16 protein-coding genes and 1 other RNA gene are annotated in these 16,775 nt (G+C 40.8%); 5 read left to right on the top strand and 12 right to left on the bottom strand.

What is annotated here, in order from left to right:
* Positions 1-42 precede the first annotated feature (42 nt).
* From VR862_RS02865 to VR862_RS02855, 3 genes are read right to left on the bottom strand one after another with little or no spacing between them, the layout of a single operon-like run.
* Complete coding sequence (locus VR862_RS02865) at positions 43-1,554, bottom strand: choice-of-anchor Q domain-containing protein (protein ID WP_324719436.1); 1,512 nt, start codon at positions 1,552-1,554, stop codon at positions 43-45.
* Entirely contained in the window at positions 1,551-1,958 is a 408-nt protein-coding gene (locus VR862_RS02860; protein WP_324719435.1) for an acyl-CoA thioesterase, read from the bottom strand. The genes VR862_RS02865 and VR862_RS02860 overlap by 4 nt, the downstream gene beginning before the upstream one ends.
* The gene (locus VR862_RS02855) at positions 1,959-3,014 is read right to left on the bottom strand and encodes a glutaminyl-peptide cyclotransferase (RefSeq protein ID WP_324719434.1); all 1,056 of its coding nucleotides are present in this window, start codon (positions 3,012-3,014) and stop codon (positions 1,959-1,961) included.
* 87 nt (positions 3,015-3,101) lie between these two features.
* Here VR862_RS02855 and ffs point away from each other — a divergent pair.
* The 3 genes from ffs (at position 3,102) to fsa (ending at position 4,767) form a co-directional block, all read left to right on the top strand.
* An RNA gene (gene ffs, locus VR862_RS02850) (signal recognition particle sRNA small type) lies at positions 3,102-3,200 on the top strand.
* A 38-nt stretch (positions 3,201-3,238) separates the two neighbouring features.
* Positions 3,239-4,051: an SDR family oxidoreductase gene (locus VR862_RS02845; protein WP_324719433.1), complete on the top strand. Its 813-nt coding sequence runs from the start codon at positions 3,239-3,241 to the stop codon at positions 4,049-4,051.
* A 62-nt stretch (positions 4,052-4,113) separates the two neighbouring features.
* On the top strand, positions 4,114-4,767 hold the full coding sequence (gene fsa, locus VR862_RS02840) for a fructose-6-phosphate aldolase (RefSeq protein WP_324719432.1): 654 nt from the start codon (positions 4,114-4,116) through the stop codon (positions 4,765-4,767).
* A gap of 146 nt (positions 4,768-4,913) precedes the next feature.
* Here the strand turns inward: fsa and VR862_RS02835 are convergent, their stop codons facing one another.
* Positions 4,914-6,326, bottom strand: a complete 1,413-nt coding sequence (locus tag VR862_RS02835; RefSeq protein ID WP_324719431.1) for a TlpA family protein disulfide reductase — start codon at positions 6,324-6,326, stop codon at positions 4,914-4,916.
* Positions 6,327-6,513: 187 nt separating this feature from the next.
* On the opposite strand from VR862_RS02835, the gene VR862_RS02830 reads away from it, so the two are divergent.
* On the top strand, positions 6,514-8,139 hold the full coding sequence (locus tag VR862_RS02830; RefSeq protein ID WP_324719430.1) for an ABC-F family ATP-binding cassette domain-containing protein: 1,626 nt from the start codon (positions 6,514-6,516) through the stop codon (positions 8,137-8,139).
* Positions 8,140-8,219: 80 nt separating this feature from the next.
* On the opposite strand, the gene VR862_RS02825 is transcribed toward VR862_RS02830, so the two are convergent.
* From VR862_RS02825 to VR862_RS02815, 3 genes are all read right to left on the bottom strand, one after another.
* On the bottom strand, positions 8,220-8,414 hold the full coding sequence (locus VR862_RS02825; RefSeq protein WP_324719429.1) for a hypothetical protein: 195 nt from the start codon (positions 8,412-8,414) through the stop codon (positions 8,220-8,222).
* Between the two features lie 5 nt (positions 8,415-8,419).
* Positions 8,420-8,656, bottom strand: a complete 237-nt coding sequence (locus VR862_RS02820; RefSeq protein WP_324719428.1) for a putative signal transducing protein — start codon at positions 8,654-8,656, stop codon at positions 8,420-8,422.
* 76 nt (positions 8,657-8,732) lie between these two features.
* Positions 8,733-9,458, bottom strand: coding sequence for a hypothetical protein (locus VR862_RS02815; RefSeq protein ID WP_324719427.1), 726 nt, complete (start codon positions 9,456-9,458; stop codon positions 8,733-8,735).
* A 194-nt stretch (positions 9,459-9,652) separates the two neighbouring features.
* Between VR862_RS02815 and VR862_RS02810 the strand changes: the two genes are divergently transcribed.
* A complete protein-coding gene (locus VR862_RS02810) occupies positions 9,653-10,240 on the top strand; it encodes a DUF4136 domain-containing protein (RefSeq protein ID WP_324719426.1) in 588 nt (195 codons plus the stop codon).
* A gap of 54 nt (positions 10,241-10,294) precedes the next feature.
* On the opposite strand, the gene pheT is transcribed toward VR862_RS02810, so the two are convergent.
* The 5 genes from pheT to VR862_RS02785 form a co-directional block, all read right to left on the bottom strand.
* A complete protein-coding gene (gene pheT, locus VR862_RS02805; protein ID WP_324719424.1) occupies positions 10,295-12,718 on the bottom strand; it encodes a phenylalanine--tRNA ligase subunit beta in 2,424 nt (807 codons plus the stop codon).
* Positions 12,719-12,826: 108 nt separating this feature from the next.
* Entirely contained in the window at positions 12,827-13,306 is a 480-nt protein-coding gene (locus tag VR862_RS02800; protein ID WP_324719423.1) for a hypothetical protein, read from the bottom strand.
* Positions 13,307-13,444: 138 nt separating this feature from the next.
* Positions 13,445-14,257 carry a hypothetical protein gene (locus VR862_RS02795; RefSeq protein WP_324719422.1) on the bottom strand — a complete coding sequence of 271 codons (813 nt, stop codon included), beginning with the start codon at positions 14,255-14,257 and terminating at the stop codon, positions 13,445-13,447.
* Positions 14,258-14,740: 483 nt separating this feature from the next.
* The gene (locus VR862_RS02790) at positions 14,741-15,658 is read right to left on the bottom strand and encodes a hypothetical protein (protein ID WP_324719421.1); all 918 of its coding nucleotides are present in this window, start codon (positions 15,656-15,658) and stop codon (positions 14,741-14,743) included.
* Positions 15,659-16,238: 580 nt separating this feature from the next.
* Positions 16,239-16,613, bottom strand: coding sequence for a hypothetical protein (locus tag VR862_RS02785; RefSeq protein ID WP_324719420.1), 375 nt, complete (start codon positions 16,611-16,613; stop codon positions 16,239-16,241).
* Positions 16,614-16,775: the final 162 nt, after the last annotated feature.

Genomic DNA, 16,775 nt, shown 5'->3' with positions numbered 1-16,775 from the left:
TATAAAGAGCTGTCAAAAATGGCATTTTTGACAGCTCTTTTTTTACTCTTCGATCCCAACAAATTCGTAAGCGCCAAGATCGGGATTTGGAATTCGATCCCTTCCCAAAATATCCCGCAGTACTTTTTGTGCAACTCCTGCATCTCCTTTATCTATGGCCGGGGAGTTTTCCCTAAGCCTTAGATCGTTTTCTTTTGGCGCTACAAAGAGTGGATCCTCATTAAGCCAAATATTGTAATAGATCTCATTGTTGCTGAAGTCATAGAAACCTTCAGGTTCCTGTTCCCCGCTGAACTTCAGCAGGCTGTAAGAAAATTGCAGCTCCACCGGAACACTTTCATCGAGATCAAACCCTAATTCTCTGTTCTCATTTCCGTAGATAATGCTATTCTGAAAAACTGCTTTAAGGGGTGAAGGTTCTTCTTCCGAAAAATTCCTGACAAATAAGGCAGGTGCTTGCCGGTAGCTTTGTTGCCAGTAGTTACCAAGACTAAGGTGTCTAAAAAGGTAATTTCCGCCATTGATGTGGAGAGAAGCTTGTCCGCTGTTATTGATCACGAGGTTTTCGGCAGTGATCTCAGCATTTTCTGCTCTAATTCCTGAATGAGCTGAGTTGTAGATCTGGACATTTTTCAGGTTTACTGAAGTAGGGGAGAGGGCGGTACCTTCTGCAAGTAAACCAACTCCGGCATTCCTGATGGTTACATGCTCAAAAAGATGATCTTTGCTGTATTTTTGCAGCCAGATCGCTCCCCATTGCCCCGGGATGTTCCTGTAGAGACCTTGCAACCTGTCTCCTTGAAAGATCACTTCATTTTCCATTTTTTCAGGGTCGGTGCTGGCCATTCCTTTCACTTGAAGAGAAGCATCTTTTAGTACAAGAATACCGCTATCGGCATGAAAGTGAATACGGGCACCGGCTTCGATATGGAGGATAGCTCCTTCGGGAACTGCAGCATAACCGTAGATGACATAAGGTTTATCCCCGGTAAAATTCAGTTGATCCCCGTTTAACTGAAAACCGGTAACCATAACAGGCTCACCATTCTCATTTGTTCCTATGGAAATTTTCTCCGGGACGCCGCGGGAATCCTTCTTTGGATAGAGAAAGGTTGCATCCTTTACCAATGTTACCAGAGGAACTTCCTGAAGATGGGATTGGGACCGAAATTGAAGTTTGTCTGTATAGAGGAATTCATTTCCTTCCCCTGCGTCCTTGGGGACTGTAGTTTCTATAAAGATATAGATACTGTCTTTTGCCAGGATCTCAACATCCTCGAAAGTGTTTCCTGCCACACCATCAACATTGAGCCGGTAAAGAGAATTTTCACCATTTTTTAAGCTGACCTGCGGAATAAAAATATCCTCTCCAGAACGATTATATACTTTTAAAGAATAGGTTTGAGTGCTAAGGCTGCTGAACACCGTGTCCAGAAAAACAGTGTCTTTTGAAAATTCAAGCTGCCCGTTGGTTTCAGAGCTCTCAAAATCACTGCGGCAGGAGCTCCAAAACACCAGCAACAATAGAAGAATGAGTGCAGTTATGTTCTTCATTTTTTGTGAAACACAGTGCGCAGGTCCTCAGTGATCTTTGTAGGCCTCTTTGAATCGGCATCCAGTAAACACCACATGGATTTTGCAGCTACCAGGATCTCTCCCGTCTTGGCCTTTTTAATGTTCACGAACCTTTCTGAAGTAACAAAGGTTGTCTCACCCACAAAAGTTTCTATCAGGATCTCATCTCCCAAAAATGCCTGTTTCTTGTAGTCGATCTCATGTCTTATTACCACCCAGATAAAGTCCTTCTTTAACCGGTCTGTAGCCCTGACTTCCCAATGTTCTTTGGCGATATCCTGTATCCATTGCACATACCGCACATTGTTTACGTGATGGAGGTCGTCAAGGTCTTCCTTGCTTACGGTTCTTTGATGCGTATAGGTTTCTGCGGGTACTACCATCTATTTCTCCATTATTCTTACCTCAAAAAGAGTGTCCCAGTCTTTTCCCGTCACATAGAGTTTCTGGTTTTCCTTATCGTAGGCAATTCCGTTTAAAACATCATTAACAGGATCGAGATCCTGGGTGTTCCCAAGTTGATCTCTTAATCCTGAAAAATTTATCACTCCTTCAATGGCTCCGTTTACAGGATTAATGATCGCAACTCCATCCTTTTGATAAGTGTTGGCATAGATCTTTCCTTCTACCCATTCCAGCTCATTTAGCTGCGTGGCAACGGTCTTATTAGTGACTGTTTGAATGAACCCTTCTTCCGAAAGTGTTACGGGATCAAGGAACCAGATCTTTTCTGTACCATCACTTTTGTAGATCGTATTACCGTCATTAGCCAAGCCCCATCCTTCTTCACTTTGCCCGTAATTGAATTCTCCGGTCTTTTCAAAAGAATCGACATCATAGATAAACCCAACACCTTCTCTCCAGGTAAGCTGATAGATCTTGTCATTTAAAATGGTTATTCCTTCAGCAAAAAAGGTCGAGGGAATGTCTATTTTTCGCTGAACCTCACCCGTTTCCAGGTCAACTAGCCTCAAAGATGATGTCCCGTAATGGCCGGTGCTCTCAAAAAGCTGATCATTGTAAAATTCCAGCCCCTGGGTGTAGGCATCTTCCTGGTGTGGATATTTATTAATGATCTCATAGGTATAAGAGACCGGGGCGGTGTTATTATACAAAGTGACTTCCTGCTGCTTTTCTACGAAATCCCTGTTTTGATAGATCCGGGCGGTCAAGTTCCATTTCCCAAGCTTTTCATTTTGGAAAGTGTGGTTCAAAGTTTCATTCCCGATGGTCTTCTTCAGTCGTTGGTCTCCTAAAAAATAGACGACTGAATCTTTTTCTCCGGTTACCTGTGCCTGGAGCTGATCTCCCAGCTGAAATTCTTTCTTGTTTTCGGCTATTTCCAAATTATATTCTGTGGATGCATCCTCGGAATCGCTTCCGCAGGAAAACAGGAAAAAGTTCAACAATATCAAGATGAGGAAGTTATATGCTTTCATTTTTAATCGATCATTTGCTGCAAGCTAAATTAAAGAATTCGACTTAGAAAATGCTTGCAAAAAGTATGAAAGGTTGTATATTTGCCCCGGCAAGTCCCACACAACCAGCTCCTGCTGAATCCCCCAGGGCGGGAACGCAGCAAGGGTAAGCGGTCGTAGCGGTGTGATGTGGGTAGCTTGCCATTTTTTGTTTCTATAAGTGAGATTTATTGCATCTTTGCAACATGACAGAAACAGCTTCAAAAGTGGTGCTAATAACAGGAGCATCCTCAGGAATTGGCAAAGCCATAGCCGAATTTCTTCAGTCAAAGAATTTTACCGTTTTTGGAACCAGTCGCAATCCGGCAAAGCAGACATCCTCATTTCCCTTGGTCGCTCTTGATGTTACCAAACCTGAAACCATAAGATCTGCTATAGCCGAAGTTATTTCTTCAGCAGGGAAGATCGATATCCTTGTCAATAACGCCGGAGTAGGCATCACCGGGCCCATAGAAGAAACGCCCGATGAGGAGATAAAAAAGGCCTTCGATACCAATTTTTTTGGTCCCATTAATGTCATCAAAGCCGTACTTCCCCACATGCGCAAGAATAAGGGCGGACTCATCATTAATGTAACATCCATTGCCGGATATATGGGACTTCCTTACCGCGGAATTTATTCGGCTTCAAAAGGAGCCTTGGAGATCACAACCGAAGCTTTTAGGATGGAGTTGAAAGATTTCAATATTAAAATGACGAACATTGCGCCCGGAGATTTCGCCACAAATATTGCAGCGGGAAGATACCATGCGCCGGTTGTCAAAGGCTCGCCTTATGAGAAAGCTTACGGCAATACGCTCAAGATCATGAACGAGCACGTGGACAGCGGGGAAGATCCTCAAATTATGGCCAAAGCGATCTTTAATATAATTCAGGAAAAGGAACCACGTATCCACTACAAAGTCGGGGAGCCACTTCAAAAGTTTTCTATTGCTCTAAAACGCATTCTACCCGATAAAATTTATGAGAGCTTACTCTTAAAGCATTATAAATTGTAGTTTTGCAAGAGTCTGAAAAATGGCATTTTTCAGCAGTATTTATTCATTTATAACAACACACTATGAAATTTTTTATTGACACTGCTAATCTTGACCAGATAAGGGAAGCACAGGACCTTGGGGTTCTTGACGGAGTGACCACCAATCCTTCTCTAATGGCAAAAGAAGGCATTACCGGAAAGGAAAACATCATTGCCCATTACAAGGAAATTTGCGAGATCACTACCGGTGACGTGAGTGCCGAGGTTATCGCGACCGACTTTGACAATATTGTAAAGGAAGGCGAAGAACTTGCCGCCCTTCATGATCAGATCATTGTAAAGGTGCCTATGATCAAAGACGGAATTAAGGCGATAAAATATTTTAGTGACAAGGGGATTAAAACGAATTGTACGCTTGTATTTTCAGCAGGACAGGCACTTTTGGCTGCCAAAGCGGGTGCAACATACGTGTCTCCATTCATTGGAAGACTGGATGATATCTCTACAGACGGTTTGAACCTCATCATGGAGATTCGTCAGATCTATGATAACTACGGCTTCGATACTCAGATTTTGGCTGCTTCGGTGCGACACACCATGCACGTGATCGACTGTGCGAAAATTGGTGCAGATGTAATGACAGGACCGCTTTCGGCTATTACAGGTCTACTTAATCATCCATTGACAGATATTGGGTTGGAGAAATTCCTTGCCGATCATAAGAAGGGGAACTAAGGTTTCAAAAATGACATTTTAGAGGCCTTTTTTCTTCGGAAGAAAGGCTTTTTTTATTCAATATTCCAGGTTTGCCCGGCAGTTAATTCTGAAAAGGCTGTAAATAGTTTCACCGGAATGCTAAGCGGGATTGCTTGTGAGGAAGTTTACTGGTTCAGGAATTCGAGGATGTGAGACTCAAATTCGGGTGACGTGAGGTAGCTATCTCCCACCACCACTTCGGCAGAAGGATTGATAAGAAGGATCTTGTCGAGGAAATACCTGAAGTAGTCTTCTTTGATCCTCGTGGCGCCAAGTTGATATTCAGATCCCGAATCATAGGAATTTTGCCTAACGGCTACTCTCCACGCCGGTTCCTCACCCATGTCCAGATTGATCCCAATGAAATCCACTTCGGGATATTTCTTCCTGAACTGCCTGATAAGCTCGTGCTCCTCCACATGGCCTTCATCAAAGACAGACCATAAAAAAATTGCCGTGGGTTTTTCAACCACATCTCCAATCTTTACCAGCTTCCCTTCCATATTCAGGAGAGATACATTGGCAAGAGAAGTGCCGGGTAAGTAAGCCAGCTGGATCGTTCCAAGCTGCCGCATCTTGTCGAGATCTTCAGTTGGAATATCCTGCGCTTTTAACTCCTCGAGGATTGTTATGATATCTTCCCTGCTTTTGGCCATTACAATTCCTCTCACAGCTATCTTTTCCAGGATGGTCCTCCTCAAATTTGGTACCTGGATCAACTCTCCGGCTTTTCGGAGGCGGGAGGTGACATTGTTCACATTGTTAAGATCATAGCAGTCAGCTTCGTCCAGACCGCTGTTGGCACACCAGGACAGGGAGTAGTTTATCAAATAGTTTTCAATGAATCTTTTGTAGCCGGGGCTACATTGCATCTTCTCAGAATTAAAATCGGCATTACTTCTGTATTCGTAATAACCTTCAGGGAATTGTCTGGAATATTCTTTATAGTATTTATTGACCAGGTACGAATAACGCTCCTTTAGGTCATTGTTCTCGTATTCGATTATGCTTTCTGCGAGACAGACAAAATCTTCAGAAAACTTTCTTTTTTTGGAGGTTTTTCCCAAAGCATCGAGACGTAAGGATTTAATAGAATCGGCTTTATGAAGAAATATTCCGGGAGCGTACTCATGGAAAGAAAGAAGCAGCTGCGCATTTCCTTCGTCCTGGAGAAACATTTCGGCCAGGAAGTTGTTGTGATCATCACCGGTTCCGCTAAAGTGAAGAGACTCATCAAAAGCTACCGTATTTGCTCTTAAGAGTAAGCTGTCACCGGGACTCAAATAAATATTCTGGGTCTCGGGTGTGTGCTGAATAAGATATAATCCTTTTTGTACATTCTCGATCTTGTAGCTAAAGCGGTTTTGGGCATCAAGAAAAATGGTGTCGAGCACCATTCCATTGTGCTTCACTACAATGTGATCATTAGTGGGATTGAGAATTTCCCCGCCAAGGTAGGCATGTGATACAGTATCTTCGTCTGCACTTCCACAGCCTGTAATTAAAAAGTGAAGGCACAGCAAAAGCAGTGCTGGCAAGGCATGGGGAGTAATATTTAAACCTAAACTATTCAAACTTCCTGGAGGGCAAAAATAAGGGATAGCAAATGTAGAAGCAGGGCATGCACCTCAATGTTAACTCATCGTTAAATAGGTAATTATAAAAGTTAATCTTTTAATGAAAGGTTATAATTGGCTACTTTTGCAAAAATTTAGATCAGACCATATGTTATCAGTTTCAAATCTATCTGTACAATTTGGGAAAAGAATATTGTTCGATGAGGTCAATACCACTTTTACTCAGGGAAATTGCTACGGAATAATAGGTGCCAATGGCGCCGGAAAATCTACTTTCTTAAAGATATTAAGCGGAAAATCTGAACCCACTTCCGGACATGTCCATCTCGAGCCGGGAAAAAGGATGTCTGTGCTGGAGCAGAACCACAACCTCTATGATGAATATCCGGTATTAGAGACGGTCATCATGGGGAACAAACCTCTTTACGATATCAAGAAGGAAATGGATGAGATCTATGCAAAAGAAGATTTCACCGATGCCGATGGGGAAAGGGTAGGAGTACTGCAGGTGGAATTTGAAGAAATGAACGGGTGGAATGCCGACAGTGAGGCAGCAGCCCTGCTTTCGAATCTTGGCATAAAGGAAGACAGCCACTACACCTCAATGGGCGACCTGGACAACAAATTAAAGGTTAGGGTCCTTCTGGCCCAGGCCTTGTTTGGAAATCCGGATGTTTTGATCATGGATGAGCCTACAAACGACCTGGATTATGAGACCATAAACTGGCTTGAGAACTTCCTTGCAAACTACGAGAACACGGTGATAGTTGTGTCTCACGACCGTCACTTCCTGGATGCCGTGTGTACCCATATCTCGGATATTGATTTCGGGAAGATCAACCACTACAGCGGTAACTATACTTTTTGGTATGAATCTTCACAGCTGGCTGCCCGTCAAAGAGCGCAGCAGAACAAAAAGGCTGAGGATAAGAAAAAAGAGCTTGAGGAATTCATTCGTCGCTTTAGCGCCAACGTTGCCAAATCTAAACAGGCTACTTCCCGTAAAAAGATGATCGCAAAGCTGAACATTGATGATATCAAGCCTTCCAGCAGAAGATATCCTGCCATCATTTTTGAAAGGGAAAGGGAAGCCGGGGATCAGATCTTGAACATTGAAGGACTCGAAGCTTCTATTGAAGGGGAAACTCTTTTCAAAGGAGTAGATATCAACCTTGCAAAAGGGGATAAGGTAGTGGTATATTCAAAAGATTCCCGTGCTACCACAGCTTTTTATGAGATCATCAATGACAAACAAAAACCTGTTGCAGGAAAATACCAGTGGGGTGTAACTACAAATCAATCATATTTACCGTTGGACAATTCCGAATATTTTGATAATGATCTAACCCTTGTTGATTGGTTAAGGCAATGGGCCAAGACCGAAGAGGAGAGAGAAGAGGTTTATATACGTGGCTTCCTTGGGAAGATGATCTTTAGTGGGGAAGAAGCTTTAAAGACCTCAAGAGTATTATCGGGAGGAGAGAAAGTGCGTTGTATGTTGAGTAGAATGATGATGATGAGAGCGAATGTTCTTATGCTTGATGAGCCAACCAACCACCTGGACCTGGAATCTATTACAGCTTTCAATAACTCCCTCAAGAACTTTAAGGGGACTGTGTTATTCACCACACATGATCACGAGTTTGCACAAACAGTGGCAAACAGGGTAATTGAACTCACACCAAACGGAGCAATTGATCGTTACATTACTTTTGACGAGTACATGAGTGACAAAAAGATAAAAGAGCAACGTGAGAAGATGTATGCTGTCTAGGCTCGGGAAGAATCGGGCTCAGAAATGAGAAATAAGTTCAGAAAGGGGTTTCAAAAATGGCATTTTTGGAACCTCTTTTTTTATGCATTTGGTTCCTTCCTGAAGAATTTGTAAAGATCGAAACCTCCGAGGATAATAAATCCAATGGCTACAATTATCCTGAAGGTGGTATACTCTGCCCCATTCACAAAAGTGAAGATGCGGTATCCACCATATCCCAGAAAAGCTATTCCCAGAAAGAGGTTGAAATAATTACGACCTGAAGCAGCACTCATTTTCATTAGTCACTATCGGGAAAGGTTTCTTTAGTGATGCGTAAAGCTTCTTCGTAGTTCTCCGATTTTGCAAACAGCAATACCTGTCCCGGCAGCCCGCCACCAAAACCGGCTCTTAAACCCGAATCAAAGTCATTTCTTATCCTGGTAGGAATACCTTTTTCTTCGAGTAGGTTTTGCAGATGTTGAACATTTACTTCGCTTCCGGTGTAAACTCTTTTATAATCTTCTTCTTCGCTCATAATATAGTATTTCCCTATAAATTTAAGAATAGGGAGTTTACTTCAGGTGCTTTTAATTTCAGTTTAACACTTGAATTTAGGCGTTATAGAACTTACTGTTCCAGTTTCCGGAGCTAAAATTCTTTCCGAGGCTAATTCCGTAGAAAAAGATAAGGGCAATAACAGATTTAAAAGAATACATAAACAGAATAAGAAACTGCGAATTTTCCCTAAACTTTGAAAAAAATACTTCTCTGATCCCAAAGGTGAGCAAAAAGCTGAAAAAGAAACTAAAGATCAAAAGATTCTCCAGGTTCTTCAAGGGCCACATGAGCACCTTTCTCAGGGGGTGCATATCGGTTCCCCATTTATGGACCAGGAAGTAATAATTATTGCCAAGAGGTGCGAAAAGCATTGGATCATCGGCATTTTCCAGCCGGAAGTATTTAGCAGGAGCCAGCATTTTGGCGCCTTTGATCCTGATTTTGTGCTGTTTTTCCAATGCTTCAATTGCAGCAAGAGCTTCCTGCGGCAAATCTCCTTTAAAGTACCTGGTATACAAAAAGCGCAATCTGTAATCAATACAGATCTTTTTGATCTGGGAGAGATGGAAGATCCTGTTGCTCTCCAGCAGGTCAAAAATCAAGGGATTAGCAACATCTTTTTCGGGGTCTGTTTCAGAAATTCGACTGAGAATATTTTCTTCTGAAGTAATTTCCCTTTCGAGAATTCTCTTCACTTCCTCCAGAACCTCCTGTTCCTTCATCTCCTTTTCGCGCAGCAACTCCATTCTCCTCTGGAGGTTAATTCTCTCTAGCAACATGTTCATTTTCATTTAGCTTCTAAAAATAGGTAATAACAACAAAACTTGCAAAACTCTCATTTTTGGCTATTTATTAAGGAACCCGGTGTTAATTTTAAGACGCTATGGTTAAATTCATTTTAAACCTTCAGCCTCAATTTTTCAGGGATAGAGATTAACCTTATCTTGAAAAGTGAACCTTAAAATCTTGTAATATGAAATTTTTCCGATACTTTTTAAGCTTAACTTTTATGGCAGGTATTCTCCTAACTTCCTGCGGCCCAAAAGTGGATGCCAATAAAAGAACTGCGAAGAGTCTTAATAGCTATAACAGTTATGCCTTTTTACCAAACCAGGACACGATCCAGACTTCCAATTATAACAACGCACTGGTCAATGAAATTGTGATAGACGAGATACGTAAGAACATGCAGGATCTCAACTATCGGCTTGACCGTAATCAACCCGATCTATTAGTGTATTATCACCTTATGCTTGATGAGGAAATGGCGGTAAACGCGAATCCTGTATATACCAACTATAGTTATTATCGTCCCGGATTTTATGTTGGGCCGTATTACAGAAATTATGCCTACAATAACTATTTTACGGTGCCAAGAATCGTTGGAAATGGAATAGAACAGGTGCCGTATAAGGAAGGTACTATAGTGATTGACCTTATCGACCGCAGGACCAATGAGATCGTGTGGAGAGGTAAAGCCGAAGATCTTGTAGCACCGGGTAACCTGGACGATGAAATAAGATCTTACGTAGATGCTATTTTTGAGAAGCTACCGAGATAAAAGCAATTGCTGATCCAATTAAAAAAGGCTGTTCCTTTCGAACAGCCTTTCTTTTTATCTAAGCTCAGCTCCCAGTTGTTTTTCCAGGTTTTGCTGAAGTTTGTTCATGATTTTATCGATCTGCTTATCGGTAAGGGTTTTCTTCTCATCCTGAAGAATAAAACTTACCGCGTAGCTCTTCTTTCCTTCCGGAAGGTTGGCACCTTCATACACATCGAAAAGATTTACTTCCTTAAGCAGGTCCTTTTCGGTTCTAAAGGCAATCTCATGGATCTCCTCAAATTTTACCGAATTGTCCAGAAGAAGGGCAAAGTCCCTTCTCACAGCCTGAAATTTAGAAATTTCCCTGAACTTATGCTGCTGATTTTTGGAGGTCTCCACAACTAGATCCCAGTTAAAGTCGGCATATAGTACTTCCTGCCCAATGTCGAATTTCTTCAGGATTTTCTTTTTGACCACCCCAAAATCCACGAGCCTGGTCTTGTTATGGGTGATAGAAATACCTTCAGAAAAAATATCATTTTTGACAGGCGAGGTTTTTATGCTGGAAATACCCAATCTCTCTAAAACTGAAGTAACTACACCTTTAAGATAGAAGAAATCCCCCTTCTGTACCTTATTTGCCCAGGTTTCCCTGTTGCGGTTTCCGGAAAGGAAGATCGAAAGATGTTTTTGCTCCTCCCTGTTGCCATAGTTGTGGTAGGTCTTTCCGAATTCGAAAAATTTGAGATCTGCACGTTTCCTGTTCAGATTGTAGCTTACGGCCTCAAGACCCGAAAACAACATGGACTGCCTCAATACCGAAAGCTCCTGGCTAAGGGGATTGAGCATCTTTACGGCATGTTCTTCCTTAAGCTGGTCGCTCAAGCCCATATAAGCAGGCGTAGTAAGAGAATTTGCCATGCTTTCAAAGAATCCCTGGCCTACGAGCTGCCCGGCAATTAAATTTTGAAGCTTGTAATCTTCAAAACGAGTTGAATTGGCAACAGATGCGTTGATCTTTTCCCCGAATTCAATATTATTATAGCCATAAACCCTGAGGATCTCTTCTATAACGTCGGCTTCGCGCTTTACATCCACACGGTATGGAGGGATCGTAAGTCCCATCCCGGTTTCGGTAACGTTATTGACCCTGATTTCCAGAGAGGCCAGAATTGATTTGATAGTTTCCTTAGAAAGATTTTGGCCTATTAGGGTATTGATCTTTTCAAATGTCAGGAACACTGGAAAATCTTCGATCTTCTTTGGGTAATGATCATCGATATCACTGGAGACGCTTCCTCCTGCCAATTCCTGAATCAATAGAACGGCGCGCTTAAGAGCATATTCGGTGATATTTGGATCTATACCTCGTTCATATCTAAAGGAAGCATCTGTATTCAAACCATGGCGTTTTGCTGTTTTTCTTACAGTAACGGGATTGAAGTATGCGCTTTCAATAAAAAGATTTGTTGTTCCTGAAGTAACTCCGCTTCCTATACCTCCAAAGACTCCGGCAATAGCCAAAGGTTTCTCTGCATCACAGATCATAAGATCTTCTTCATGAAGCTCTCTTTCTATCTCGTCAAGGGTGGTAAATTTTGTTCCGGAATCCAGGGTTTTAACAATGATCTCATTTCCCGTGATTCTGTCGGCATCAAAGGCATGCAGAGGTTGTCCCAGTTCGTGCATCACATAATTTGTAATGTCTACCACGTTGTTCTTTGGAGTGATGCCTATCGATTTAAGCCGGTTTTGAAGCCATTTAGGAGATTCTTTGATTTCCACGCCAGAAATAGTTACACCACAGTACCGCGGTGCAAGTTCGGCATTTGTGATCTTCACAGGAATTTTTCGGCTGCGGCTGTCCACGTGGAAACTGCTCACCGATGGGGTTATCAACTCCTGGTTCTCTCCCTGTTGCTGTAAACCTGCTTTGAGGTCCCGGGCTACTCCCCAGTGGCTCATAGCATCGGCACGGTTGGGTGTTAAACCTATTTCAAAAACAAGATCATCTTCAATTTCAAAAAGTTTTGCTGCAGGTGTTCCGGGCTCCAGATCTTCATCAAGGATCATAATGCCATCATGACTTTGCCCCAACCCCAGCTCATCTTCTGCACAGATCATCCCGTGACTGCTCTCTCCACGAATCTTACTCTTCTTGATCTCCCACGGGCTTCCTTTTTCATCATAAAGGGTAGTTCCTACAGTTGCTACCGGTACCTTTTGCCCTGCTGCCACATTGGGTGCACCACAAACGATCTGTACCGGCTCGCCATTACCCAGGTTCACTGTAGTAACTTTGAGGCGATCGGCATTGGGATGTTGCTCACAAGTAAGCACCTCGCCAACAACAATTCCTTTCAGGCTGCCTTTTACACTCTGAAACTCATGAATTCCTTCTACCTCCAGACCCAGATCTGTCAGCAATTCCCCTGTTTCTTCAGGACTGCGATTAATCTTTATAAATTGTCTGAGCCAGTTATATGAAATCTTCATTGAATAATTTTTTCCAGCTGCAAAGATAGTATTACGAATGATTTTGGCATAATAAAAAAGGAAGGAGAATGAGCTCTCCTTCCTTTAAAATTATTCGAAATAAAGCGTCTATTTGGTCATATTCATAGCATAAACTCTTTCCCATTCATTATTGTCGTTCTCTTCCATGATCACCCAATCCAGTTCATTGTCTGAGATCTTTTTTATCTCGTGCTTTAACTGCATTTCTTCGCCTTCTCTTGTTGTAAAGATATCCACTAGCTCAAAATGATTATCACTTAAGGTTTTCATTTTCATTTTAGAAACCTCGATCCCTCTTAATCTGTCGGAATTAAAATAAGCGACCTCAAATTCATCATCCAGTGCATCATAAGTAATGATCCTCACGCCGTCGCGTTCATTCTGTTCATTGTAATGGTGAATTACTATGGAGTTTATCTCCTCATCAAATTCGATCTTATCCTTTGTCTTCATCTTTGTGGCTTCTTTGCCGTCTTCATAAGCAGTAGCATCTATATTCCAGTCGCCGAGCAGAAAATCCATCTGCTTGTGTTTTTTATCAAGTTTGGCCATTTTGCTCCTGGTCATAGGATTAAGCGTATTTTTCTCCCAGTCATCACTGGAGCCCTTGGAAAGAGCAGCCGAAGCACCAGAATAAAAATGGGGAAATCCCTCAAAATTAAAAAAGCCCCAAAAGAAGCTTTTTTATACATCCATATATGTTAATCATAAACATTCATTAACCAAAACAGAGATTTCAAAAGAGACAAATCCGCATTCAGGAGTATCTACGGTATATACTGTATTATATTCCCCAGCCAAACTACCACTCTTTATTTGGTCTAGCAGCTCGGCCATTGTAGGATTAAAAGTACCTGTAATAGTTTTTAGGCTGGTACTTAAAAAAATTTGATTCTTATAATAGTTTGTTACGCCTAGGAGGGAAATATCGTCAACTTGAGCAGTACAAAGAGTAGAAGAGACATTACTGTAGTAATTTTCACAAGGATCTTCTACAATAGGGCACTCCTGAATGTCATAATTCATGTAGAACCAATTTCCATTTGGTCCCTGAATATCACCTACCCATGAAGCATAAGACTCTGTTCCATCAGTAAAATCTCCTTTTGCTGCTAATACGATCTTCTGATTATCTCCAAAATTTAATTCTTCTAATGAAAAAACTAATTCGTGATATTGTACTGAAGGACTAAAATCAAGATTTATTTCCATTTGACCGGGAGGTAAATTTCCTTTTCCTACAGTAGGAAATCCTGAATAGTCTTCGGCTATGTGTAGCTTGAGATTTTCTAAAGCAAATCCATCTTCAGCAGCAATTAAAAGATAAAGGTTTTCATTGTCATTAGTTATATGTAGTTGACCGTAGTCTCCAAAATATTCAAGAATAACAATATCGCATCCTTCAGCTTGAAAAGATGCGTTGAGATCTTTAATCGAATCCTCACTGACTTCAGGTTCTTCAATGGAACAGGAAGTTAATAATAACATAGGCAGGAGCAGTAAAAGTAGCTTTTTCATAATTCTTTATTTTAAATGGTTAAACACTAGAAAATTACAATAAGATCAGCCTATGATCTCGTTTTTCCCTTTTTTATCGATATCATGGAATTAATTGCTGTTCAAAAGCATTTTATTTAATTTATTTTAAGATTATTTATTTTTTATTATGAAGTACTTCTATAAATTACTTCTTAAATATTGGTTTATCCTGTTAAGTTATTGTGAATAATTATTAGTGTAAAGAAGAAAAATTCCTACGTTGTGAAGAAGATAGAATTTGCTTAAAAATTATCTTTGATCATCTTCAGTTCAGAGCCTTCTAAAAAAAATAGGTAGTGGCAATAGTAAAGCAGTCTTTAAAGTTTTTCCGGAAAAGAAAAGTAGATAAAGGGTAAAAGAACTGAAAACTTGGAGGTCATTTCTCCATGAGTACATAAAAAAGGTCGTCCACTTATTAGTAGACGACCTTCTTAATTTCAGGTTTACTTGCTATCCTAACAATTAGTTGCATTCTTGTACATCAACAGCAACTTCCACAGAATAAAGGCCGCATTTCGTATCAATTGTGTAGGTGCTGGTAAAAATTCCGGTACCACCTTCCTGATTAAATTGGTTTAGTAGTTGTTGCATAGAAGGATTCCAGCTTCCATTGGTAGGAAGATTGGTGTGCAAAATTATCTGATTTTTGTAATACGCTGAAAAACCACTAAGGGTGGGATTATTGATTTGAGAAGAGCAAAGTGTTTTAGAAATGTCATTTGCTTTATATCCCTCACTTACACTTATAGTAAATGATATTGAATCCGAACCCTCAACACATTTCACTCTTTTGTCTACGGTATAGGTAATGGTATAAGTACCTGCTCCTATAGCCGGATCAAATGTAGAACCGTCCAGTACCCCAGGAGCAGCTGTAAATACTCCACCTTCTATGGCTTCCGGACCAACAAGACTGTTAAGATCAATAACAGGCTGGTCTGTACACACACCTGATAAATCAGCAATTGTCCCTGCTTCAGCATTTCTACTTTGGATAATTTGAGCCGCAATTTCTATAGTGACCGTCCCGCAATCTCCTGCAACAACAGTATAGTCGGTAGGTAGATAGGTTTCACCCTGCTGATATTGTGCAAGCAAAGTTTCCATCGTAGGGTTAAAGGTGCCATTAGTGGGTAAACTACTGTAAAGCATTATCTGAGCCCGATAAAAGTTTCTAAATCCCAAAACAGTAGGATTGTTAATAGCGTTTGAACACACCTCTACATAGATATCGCTTCCGCAGACAGCAGTAGCATCGTATTGAGCCTCTATTGTTTCAATGTCAAACTTGGGAACAATTAATTTCTCATCTTCAATTGGTTCAACTGAACAAGATAAGGTTGCAGTGGCAAGCAACAATAATAGTAATAGTTTTTTCATCTCAATTTATTTTATAATTAGGAGAACGAATGTAATAAATAGCTTAAAGCAGTTTTGATGATTTCGATGTCAGGAGAGAATAGTCGTTGAAGGAATTCCATGACTAAAATTTTTAAAATTTTTGTAAGAATACTACCTTTTTATATGGAGGAATTAAGAATTATTGAAAAATTCCTTGTGCCAAAAGGCCCCGGAGTGGGGCCTTATAATCATATTAAGGTCGATTATAATCCACAGAACAATTAATGTTTCCTGTTTCATCAAAAATTTCTTCCCTCTTTCTTAGCTGACCAATCACCCACGCCGTTACCCCCAGTAAACTCTAGAGTAATGATAACCACTTCGCAAGCTTCTATATCTCCTTCCCATCTCGTAACTCTAGATTTAGAATTTAAGATTTATTGATGGTTCTCATCAGGTTCTAAAAAGTTACTGGCTTTGGAAATAATCTCAGTTCCTTTAGTAAAGACCTCCCTGAATAACCACTGATCCTGCTTCCGCGGCTGTAAAAGTAAATTCTAGAAGTCGATTTTCTGTACAAGACAAATTTGCTAATAGTTCGTTGGAGCAGTTACAATCATCAAAAGTGAAATCCAAAATCAGTATACGATATTCTTTCCTGAGTTATTTCTCCCGTGTAATCTCCGTATGCTTGGACGTAAATAAGTAGTTCTTCATTAGGATCAAAATTGGCAACAGGGAACATCCAAAGCAAATCTATTGGTCCATCAACGAATACATTCGGCTCATTCTGCACCTGGTTATTGCCATCATTTAAAGTTGTAAGCTCATCTAAAAACCAGATGAAAACTTCATCAGGATGTTCTTCACTTGACGTAATCTCGACATAAAGGTTGTTGCAATCATTCCAGATTGCCAGCGTACCTCTAAGATTTCCCGATTTTCCCGCATAGAACTCCCAATGGATCTGCAGTTTCTGCAGCAGTAGTATCATTCTTACTGCCCGACCTGGCGTTAAGATAATCCAAGAGATTATTTTCCACAGGCTTGGCGCTAGAAACTGCCAAGGTTACAGCTACAAAAAGTAATAAGATTTTTTATAAGGTAATTTTGGTTAATTAAACAAACTGAGCTAAAGTAAAGAATGAGTTGTAAC

The organism is Salinimicrobium aquimaris (assembly GCF_035607535.1).
GTDB lineage: Bacteria > Bacteroidota > Bacteroidia > Flavobacteriales > Flavobacteriaceae > Salinimicrobium.
This window is presented reverse-complemented; position numbering and strand designations above follow the sequence as displayed.

Bases quoted from the DNA above. Each gene is read 5' to 3' on its own strand.
- VR862_RS02865 (WP_324719436.1), bottom strand. From the start codon at position 1,554: ATGAAGAACATAACTGCACTCATTCTTCTATTGTTGCTGGTGTTTTGG.
- VR862_RS02860 (WP_324719435.1), bottom strand. From the start codon at position 1,958: ATGGTAGTACCCGCAGAAACCTATACGCATCAAAGAACCGTAAGCAAG.
- VR862_RS02855 (WP_324719434.1), bottom strand. From the start codon at position 3,014: ATGAAAGCATATAACTTCCTCATCTTGATATTGTTGAACTTTTTCCTG.
- VR862_RS02845 (WP_324719433.1), top strand. From the start codon at position 3,239: ATGACAGAAACAGCTTCAAAAGTGGTGCTAATAACAGGAGCATCCTCA.
- fsa (WP_324719432.1), top strand. From the start codon at position 4,114: ATGAAATTTTTTATTGACACTGCTAATCTTGACCAGATAAGGGAAGCA.
- VR862_RS02830 (WP_324719430.1), top strand. From the start codon at position 6,514: ATGTTATCAGTTTCAAATCTATCTGTACAATTTGGGAAAAGAATATTG.
- VR862_RS02825 (WP_324719429.1), bottom strand. From the start codon at position 8,414: ATGAGTGCTGCTTCAGGTCGTAATTATTTCAACCTCTTTCTGGGAATA.
- VR862_RS02820 (WP_324719428.1), bottom strand. From the start codon at position 8,656: ATGAGCGAAGAAGAAGATTATAAAAGAGTTTACACCGGAAGCGAAGTA.
- VR862_RS02815 (WP_324719427.1), bottom strand. From the start codon at position 9,458: ATGTTGCTAGAGAGAATTAACCTCCAGAGGAGAATGGAGTTGCTGCGC.
- VR862_RS02810 (WP_324719426.1), top strand. From the start codon at position 9,653: ATGAAATTTTTCCGATACTTTTTAAGCTTAACTTTTATGGCAGGTATT.
- pheT (WP_324719424.1), bottom strand. From the start codon at position 12,718: ATGAAGATTTCATATAACTGGCTCAGACAATTTATAAAGATTAATCGC.
- VR862_RS02800 (WP_324719423.1), bottom strand. From the start codon at position 13,306: ATGACCAGGAGCAAAATGGCCAAACTTGATAAAAAACACAAGCAGATG.
- VR862_RS02795 (WP_324719422.1), bottom strand. From the start codon at position 14,257: ATGAAAAAGCTACTTTTACTGCTCCTGCCTATGTTATTATTAACTTCC.
- VR862_RS02790 (WP_324719421.1), bottom strand. From the start codon at position 15,658: ATGAAAAAACTATTACTATTATTGTTGCTTGCCACTGCAACCTTATCT.
- VR862_RS02785 (WP_324719420.1), bottom strand. From the start codon at position 16,613: ATGATACTACTGCTGCAGAAACTGCAGATCCATTGGGAGTTCTATGCG.